Here is a 7,686-nt window from a genome sequence, read left to right on the forward strand (position 1 = left end):
CCCCGGATTCCGGAATTATTCTTTCACATTTTAGGCAATAGAATATATTGTATTACTTATTAACACCAAATACTCAGTTAGTTTATGTCGGATATCGGGGGAGTGAGATGGCTAAAAGTACTGTTGAAAAAATAATTTCTGGTGTCGTCAAAGGCGATATGGAAAGCGTTTCAGAAGAAATCAAGGGAACACTTGCTCGTACCATCGGCCTAGCAGGTGTTGTGATTATTTCCCTGTCTGCAATGCTGCCGGGGATTTTCGTCACACCAACCTTTGCAGCCCAGATCATGGGCCCAGGTATTTGGCTGGCTTTTCTTCTTGCTGCATCGGTGGTCTTGCCTGGTGCGTTGTCTAAATCCGAACTGTCTTCGGGAATGCCTACCAGTGGAGGTTCATACGTATTTTTGGAACGAACCTACGGGCCAATGATTGGAACGATAAGCGGCCTGGGTCTATGGGCTTCATTTCTGCTAAAATCGGCCTTTGCCCTGATTGGCTTTTCCGCATACTTCCTTGCCGTCACAACCTATTTTGATTTAGAAATCAATATCAAGACGCTCTCCCTATCGGCATTGTTGTTAATTACCGTAGTCAATATCATGGGAGTTAACAAGGTAAAAGCGGTTCAAACACCGATTGTGATTATGACGGTCATCCTCTTGCTCGTCATTTGTATAGCAGCCTTATTCTCAGCGGACTTTGATGCTAGCATACCTCTTGAGGGCGCATTCAACACCGATGTTTGGACGTTAGCCGAGACCGCTGCATTTGTCTTTGTCGCCTATGCAGGAGTGACAAAAGTAGCCGCAATTGGTGGAGAAGTCAAGGATCCTGAAAAGAACCTACCAGCAGGTATCATGCTGTCTCTGCTCATCGCAACCATCCTTTACTCGGTCATTGCTTTCCTGATGATGGCCAGCATTCCGGGGGAATGGTGGATTGGAACCGACGGAGAAGTTGTTGAAGACCCAATTTATGTCTTTGCAGAGCATGTTGTGAATACAAAGTTCGGAATCTTTGCTGCAGTGCTCTCGGTGCTCACCATGATTTCAATGGCCTTAGCAGGAATTCTTGCCTCATCTCGATTCCTGTTTGCAATGGCTCGAGACAACCTCCTGCCTCAGCCACTTGAAAATGTAAATGTAAAGTACGAAACACCACACATCCCGATTATCATCACAGGATTGGCCATGTGCCTTGCAATCTTGTTTGTCCCTCTCAAAGATGTCGTAAAATTAGCGTCTGGATTCAAAATTATGATTTTCATGATGATTAATTCTTGTGTCATCGTTCTTCGCCAAACAAGTGACCGGCACGATTGGAATCCCGCTTACAAAGGACCCATGTACCCGTTGATGCAACTCTGGGGAATTATTGCCGGAGGCTGCTTGATCGTTCTCATGGGATCGAAGGCCTTCATTGGAGGAGGTGCTGCAGTCGTAGCAGGCTTGGCTACCTACTATCTCTACGGCCGCCAACACTACATCGCTTCAGACCAAACACCCATTGCAACGTTTCGGGAACAATTTGGCCTAGCATCATCGTCTGAACATCAGCTTAGGATGACGGCTTTCCATGCAGCTGATTTTGGAGGTAAAGGACACCTCAATGTGAGTGAATTCCAAAATGCACTTCGAGCACTCGGGTTCACATATTCTGTTGACGAGTCGAGGGCAATTTTCCATCAATCGGATGAGGATGAGAACGGGGTAATCGACATTGACGAATTTTTCGGCCTTTTCATCAATTCAGAACAGGAATGAATCAACCCCTTCAACCTTGATGACCTTTCATCAAGAACCCATGTTGGAATTGCACCGTTGAAGTCAGCCCATCTGAATATTTATTTGATGTATTTTGTAACATTCAGCAAGATCTGGGTCATATGATATGCGTTGTGACAGTCCGCCAGCAGTACATGCTGTTTTTTTCGTTACAATTGACGATGTCAGTGATTTAGAATCCTCCGTTTGAAAACACCGGTATATATCGTATAGAATTCTGTTGCAACCATGATAGGTCATCTACCAGAGCATTTGAGGGACCGGGTGCGACCGCTCAATGTTTTGGAACATCCTCGAGGAGACGGACCAGTCGTGGTTTGGCTCAAATCTTCCTTCCGTACTCATGAGAATCCCGCAATCGATGTAGGTCGGCATATCGCAGCAAAGTACAATCTCCCTCTGGTCATTTATCACGGCCTTGATGAGCGATACCCTTTCGCATCCCTTCGTCATCACAACATGATTCTTGATGCTGCGGTTGACATGAATGAAGGTTGTATGAAACTTGGTTTACGTTACGTCTTCCATCTGGCTCGTGAAGGTCATCGACCCTCAGTTATGCGTTCCTTCGCTGAAGATGCAAGTTGTATTGTCACGGACATGTTTCCTCTCCCTCCGTGGACTGCATGGGTTGAAACCATTGCGAGAAGTGCTTCTTGTCCAGTTGTTGATGTGGACTGCCACTGTGTCATTCCGATGCCGTTGTACGGCAAATCCGTTGACCGACCGTTCAAATTCCGCAATGCTACCAAGAAGATGAGAAAGCGTAGGGTTCAATCTTCTTGGCCGACATGTAGGGCAGATGCACGCCCGTATGAAGGCCCCTTGCCTTTTGAGCCCGTTGACGTTCAATCGGTACTCAAGAATCCAATGGAACGTTTTGCTTTGCTGCGAACCTGTAACATTGACCCCACGGTTCATCCAGTCTGGCAAGAGCGGGGTGGAGAGCAGGCTGCCCTTAGCAAATGGCAGGGGTTTCTATCCAACGGATTGAATGGATATGCTCGCCGAAGAAATAACGCTGCAGACCCAACAGGCGTTTCTCGTCTTTCCTATGCGTTTCACTACGGCTTTCTTTCTCCGATGAGAGTCGCAAGGGAAGCCGCCGCAATTGGGACAAAGTCTGCTGACAAATACTTGGATGAACTCCTCATTTTTCGTGAACATGCATGGCATCATATTTACAGCGTTAGTGAGCCCTACTCGCCCTCAAATTTACCTTCATGGGCACAGGAATCGTGGCGCAGTACCGCTGATGACCCTCGGACAGTCTTACCCCATCCGGTTGAGTTGGAGCATGCAAAATCTCCGTCTGAACTGTGGAATCTATGTCAGCGTTCGTTGATCCATCATGGTGAACTTCACAACAACCTGAGAATGACATGGGGAAAAGCCCTGCCGATATGGACAAATGATTTGGAAACCTCGCTTGAACTGGGTCAGAAATTAAACGACAAATATGCACTCGATGGCCGAGACCCTTCATCCGTTGTTGGAGTTCAGTGGTGTCATGGATTGTTTGACCGTCCGTTTTTCCCATCAATGCCGGTGATGGGCGTCGTCCGTAAAAGGGATATTCTTACTCACAAATCCAGACTCGATGTTGAACGATATGAATCTCATGTCAACCGACATCAAATCGATGTGGAAGGTGTATACCTTGTTGTGGGTTATGGTATATTGGAATGCCTTATCGCACGAATGCTCCACGACAAAGGGTTCAATGTTTACGTTGTAAAACCGGAGCAACATCAACCTGAATATACCTTGCAAGCAGACGGTGAATCGAAATGGCTTGGCGACTATTTGGAATCTATTTATGCTCAAATTGGGACTTCAGCCATACAAGAAGTCACCTCTTTTCTAGCATCGGGGATACCGATATTGGATACTGGCGAGGTACACATATCAGTCGATGAACCATTGGTAAGACCAGCGTTGGTTCTCAACGGTCATCAACAATTGATTGAATGCATTGCGACGGTTGACGACCCCTCAATACCCTCTCCTCTGCAATCTGTTTTGGAGTACGATAACGGCTCTTTGTTGTGCCAACTCCATTCTCCCCCTCACGGTCAGCGCAATGACAGACATCGTTCGGAACTCGAAACTGCAGTTTGGAATCTCAGTGAACATTTGTGGCAGAAAAGTGTTTCCAAACAACCTGCATCCTACTCCGTACAAATGAAATTGGTTTGAACGGAAACGAGGGTTCGGTTCCAATGCTGGAGACTCCATGCCTTCCAGCTCTGCTGTGGTTTAAGACAAATATTTCTTGCTTGTACATCACGATTTTCTACTCAACCGAGGGATAAGAGCAGGAGTATTGTCTCTGTATTCCTTGTATTCTGGAGAATCTCCCCACTTCTCTAACGCTCGTTTATCCAGTATGGGGATTCCACTGACTTTTGTTAAGAGAAGATAAATGAATACGGGCGAGATCCAAGCAACCCGTTCTAAACCAGTAAAGCAGGAAACTCCAAAGAAGGCGATTCCAGTCCAGAGAAGGATTTCCCCGAGGTAGTTTGGATGCCTGGAGAAAGACCACAACCCACTGTCGATCCATTTGCCTTGGTTATTAGGTTCTGCATTGAATACTGTCTTTTGCCTATCTGCTATAACTTCAAAACCAAATCCGACTATCCATATTGACAATCCCATGCCGTCCCATATCCCAAATGCTGGTGCTGAATCGGCTTGACTGTTAATGACTATAACGACAATCATTGTCAGGAAAATCCACAGGCCTTGAAGCGTCCATGGTACTAGGAATCGGATCGGCGATGTTTTGAGTTGATCGAAGCGTCCGTCTTTTCCAGTTCGATGAATACGGCGATAAAGAAAACTGGACAGGCGCAAAGACCAGATGACAACAAGTAAACTGACGATTAGTTCTCTCAAACTTGGAGGTTCGGACTGTGATCCTGCCCAAAGGCTGAATCCTACCACGATGAGGTAGGTTAAGCCACCTGTTAAATCGTAGAAGCGTTCGGTTTTTCCGATGGATGCTGGTATCCACGCTACCCATTGTATGGCGATACTCATCACTGCACAAAACAGAACAGCGGAGTATCCGTTCAGGATGACCGAGTTATGTTCAACTGCACGAACCACTAAAAAAACAATGACAAACGTTGAAGCGACAACCATTGTTGTTAATCGGACATCTTGACGAGTAGAATCCATTGCTAACGCACTTTCTAGTATCATCATCTTGTTAATTATTTTGCTTTCAGTCAGAGGTAGATGCGGAATCAAAGGGGTACGGACCCCGTAATGTCGCCAAATGGACGGCAACACCAACCCAGCATTTCACAATAAGAAAAATGCAACAACTCGCCTCAACATCCTCGATTACGAGCTGAGGCGACGGCCTAAGTAGCGGCTCAAATGGATAAGTGGCTGTGGTTGAACCGCCCCTACGTGTTGGAATCTGCAAAGCAGGTGTGAACAATCTTGAAGATGAACCGAGCCACCCACCATCCATGCGACTGGTTCATCTTTTGTTGATGCTGGTCGTTCTCGCACCGGTTACCGGATGCCTCGGCGGTGGTGGAGGTGGCTCAGAAACGACAGGTACCTATACGGTTGAGTCGACCATGGCGTCCATTGAATTGGAGACAAAATCCGCTGACTATCAAGACGAAGCAACCGTTGAGTGGAGCCTTGATTCCTCAACCATCGTCGAAGACATTGAGGCGGCTGGTGGCCATGTTGTCGGTGTTCTCTTATCGCTTACCTATGGTGAAGATGAGACCTCGGGAGGTCCGCTCTGTACGGGCGGCGAAGACAATGCACCCGATACGATTACAGGAACTGCTTCCAAGGGTGAATGGACCCTTTCGGGGTCTGGAGAAAATCCGGGGTCCCATGAGGTGAACTTAACTTGGCACAACGCTTCTCTTCTTTCCGGTGTGATCGAAGGATTGACCAAGAGTGAAATCGAAGACCAGTTGGCCTTTGGTGAAGAGGCATTGGGGGCCTACAATCTTGCTGTAACGGTTGATGCGGAGGCCTTCAACAGTGCCCTCTGTTCACATAACGACGATGGCGAGGAGGTCGCCACTGAAGTCAGTCTGCTCGTGTTGGACTTCACCATTCTCGATGAGGACGGTGAAGCGTTGACGGGCATGGCAGTCGGTGACGGTTCTCTCCCAGTCTTCTTGTTTGCAGGATGGATCTTCCCCGTTGTGTTCCTCGTCGGTTATGTCTCCGCCAAGCAGCGAGACCGATTCCATCTTGACCTTGATTTTAGCGAACCGGAAACCGAGGTTGTTGAGGGCGAATCCACCTCGGACGGTGAAACCCTCGTCGAAAGCTACCGTGCTCGTGTCATCACCCTTTCTGCCTTGTACGTGGCCCAAGGCGTTCCGTGGGGCTTCATCACCGTGACGATGGTCACCTTCCTCGCTGCAGAGGGTGCTGATGCTGGCGATCTCGCCTACCTGTTGACACTCGGTACCCTGCCATGGTCATTCAAGTTCCTTTGGGGGCCCATCATTGACCGCTTCCAAGTACCGGCTTTTGGCCGTCGTCGTCCCTGGATCATCCTCGCCCAAACGGGCATGGTGGCGTTGCTCGTGACCATGCTGATGGTTCCCGATTTGACCGATAACATCTCGCTTCTCGGTGCGCTGTTCTTTGTCTACAACGTGTTCACTGCCTTGCAAGATGTTTCAACCGACGCCCTTGCTGTTGATGTACTCCAATCTCACGAATTTGAGCGTGTCAACAGTTACATGTTCACGGCCAAGTCTTTGGGTGGTATCATCGGTGGCGCAGGGCTCGGCACCATCATCGGTGTTGTTGGCATCCGCGGCGCATTTTTGATTCAGATTCCGATTTTGGTGATCATCATGATGGTGCCGCTCTTCATGCGTGAACGTCCTGGTGAGAAGCGCTTCCCGTGGGACGAGATTGACGTTGTTGAGGAGGTCGACGATGCCGAGGAAGGCGCCAAGGAAGTTCGGGACTTTAGCGTCATTTTGGGCAACATCCGAACGGCCTTTTCGGTTCGTTCAGCCCAACTCGGGATCATCGTCAGTCTCGTTATTTCCCTTGCCTTCATACTCATTCCCATTCTTCCTTTGCTCTTCCTCCAAGAATTGGGTTGGACCCAAGAACAGTTCAACGCCACTAAGGGCGGAATCATCCTTGTGGTGACGATGTTGGGAGCCATGGCCGGTGGCGAACTTGGTCGTCGTTTTGGGGGCAAATCCGTGCTGATGTTTGCGGCCCTCAGTGCTTCATTGACAACCTTAACTTGGGGTATGCTCAATTCCATGTGGGGCGAAGGTTGGTTCATGATGTTGGTGTGGATTATTCACACCTTCCTCTGGGCCATCGTTTCCATCTGTGCCTATTCCCTGATGATGCGGGTCACATGGGCAGAAGTGGGTGGTACACAATTCACTGGCTACATGGCGATGATGAACCTCTCCGCCATCATCGGCTACCAGTTGGCGCCCATCTTTGCCGCCCAGTACGACTATCAGACCATCTTTTACATCGCTGCCGTGCTCGAAACATTTGTGATCCTCGCCGCCTTGTTCATCGATCCAGAGGAGACCGACCGGACGCTCAACACCGAGGTTTGAGTTCTTTCTTCAAATGTAAAGTTTCAGATGTTAAGTCACCACAGAACCGGAATCCACGCTTCGCGGGGTACGGACTCAAAGTTGGTGGCGGACGTACCAGTCTCCGCTCCCCAAACCCAAGTGGCTCAACTCGAAGCAACCATTCGGTCGGCTCACGCTTTGCTCCAAGCAGGACTCATCGACGAGGCAACCAGCCTCCTCGCCGCCTTTTCGACCGAAGTTCAACCGAAGATTGACCGAGCGTTGACCGAAGTTCGGTCGAATGTTGACCGAACATTGCCCAATGCAGAGAGGTGGTGATGTTT

Annotated in this window: 5 protein-coding genes; 4 read left to right on the forward strand and 1 reads right to left on the reverse strand. The window is 48.7% G+C overall.

The window, feature by feature from the left end:
* Window positions 1–107 precede the first annotated feature (107 nt).
* Both AAA857_RS04860 and AAA857_RS04865 read left to right on the forward strand, forming a co-directional pair.
* Window positions 108–1,763 carry an amino acid permease gene (locus tag AAA857_RS04860; RefSeq protein ID WP_338173696.1) on the forward strand — a complete coding sequence of 552 codons (1,656 nt, stop codon included), beginning with the start codon at window positions 108–110 and terminating at the stop codon, window positions 1,761–1,763.
* 249 nt (window positions 1,764–2,012) lie between these two features.
* Entirely contained in the window at window positions 2,013–3,983 is a 1,971-nt protein-coding gene (locus tag AAA857_RS04865) for a hypothetical protein (RefSeq protein ID WP_338173698.1), read from the forward strand.
* A gap of 87 nt (window positions 3,984–4,070) precedes the next feature.
* Here AAA857_RS04865 and AAA857_RS04870 read toward each other — a convergent pair whose 3' ends face one another.
* A complete protein-coding gene (locus AAA857_RS04870; RefSeq protein ID WP_338173700.1) occupies window positions 4,071–4,994 on the reverse strand; it encodes a DUF1295 domain-containing protein in 924 nt (307 codons plus the stop codon).
* A gap of 275 nt (window positions 4,995–5,269) precedes the next feature.
* Here AAA857_RS04870 and AAA857_RS04875 point away from each other — a divergent pair, with 275 nt between their 5' ends.
* Both AAA857_RS04875 and AAA857_RS04880 read left to right on the forward strand, forming a co-directional pair.
* A complete protein-coding gene (locus AAA857_RS04875; protein ID WP_338173702.1) occupies window positions 5,270–7,381 on the forward strand; it encodes an MFS transporter in 2,112 nt (703 codons plus the stop codon).
* Between the two features lie 84 nt (window positions 7,382–7,465).
* Complete coding sequence (locus AAA857_RS04880) at window positions 7,466–7,681, forward strand: hypothetical protein (protein ID WP_338173704.1); 216 nt, start codon at window positions 7,466–7,468, stop codon at window positions 7,679–7,681.
* Window positions 7,682–7,686: the final 5 nt, after the last annotated feature.

This window comes from Candidatus Poseidonia alphae (assembly GCF_943787815.1).
Lineage (GTDB): Archaea > Thermoplasmatota > Poseidoniia > Poseidoniales > Poseidoniaceae > Poseidonia > Poseidonia alphae.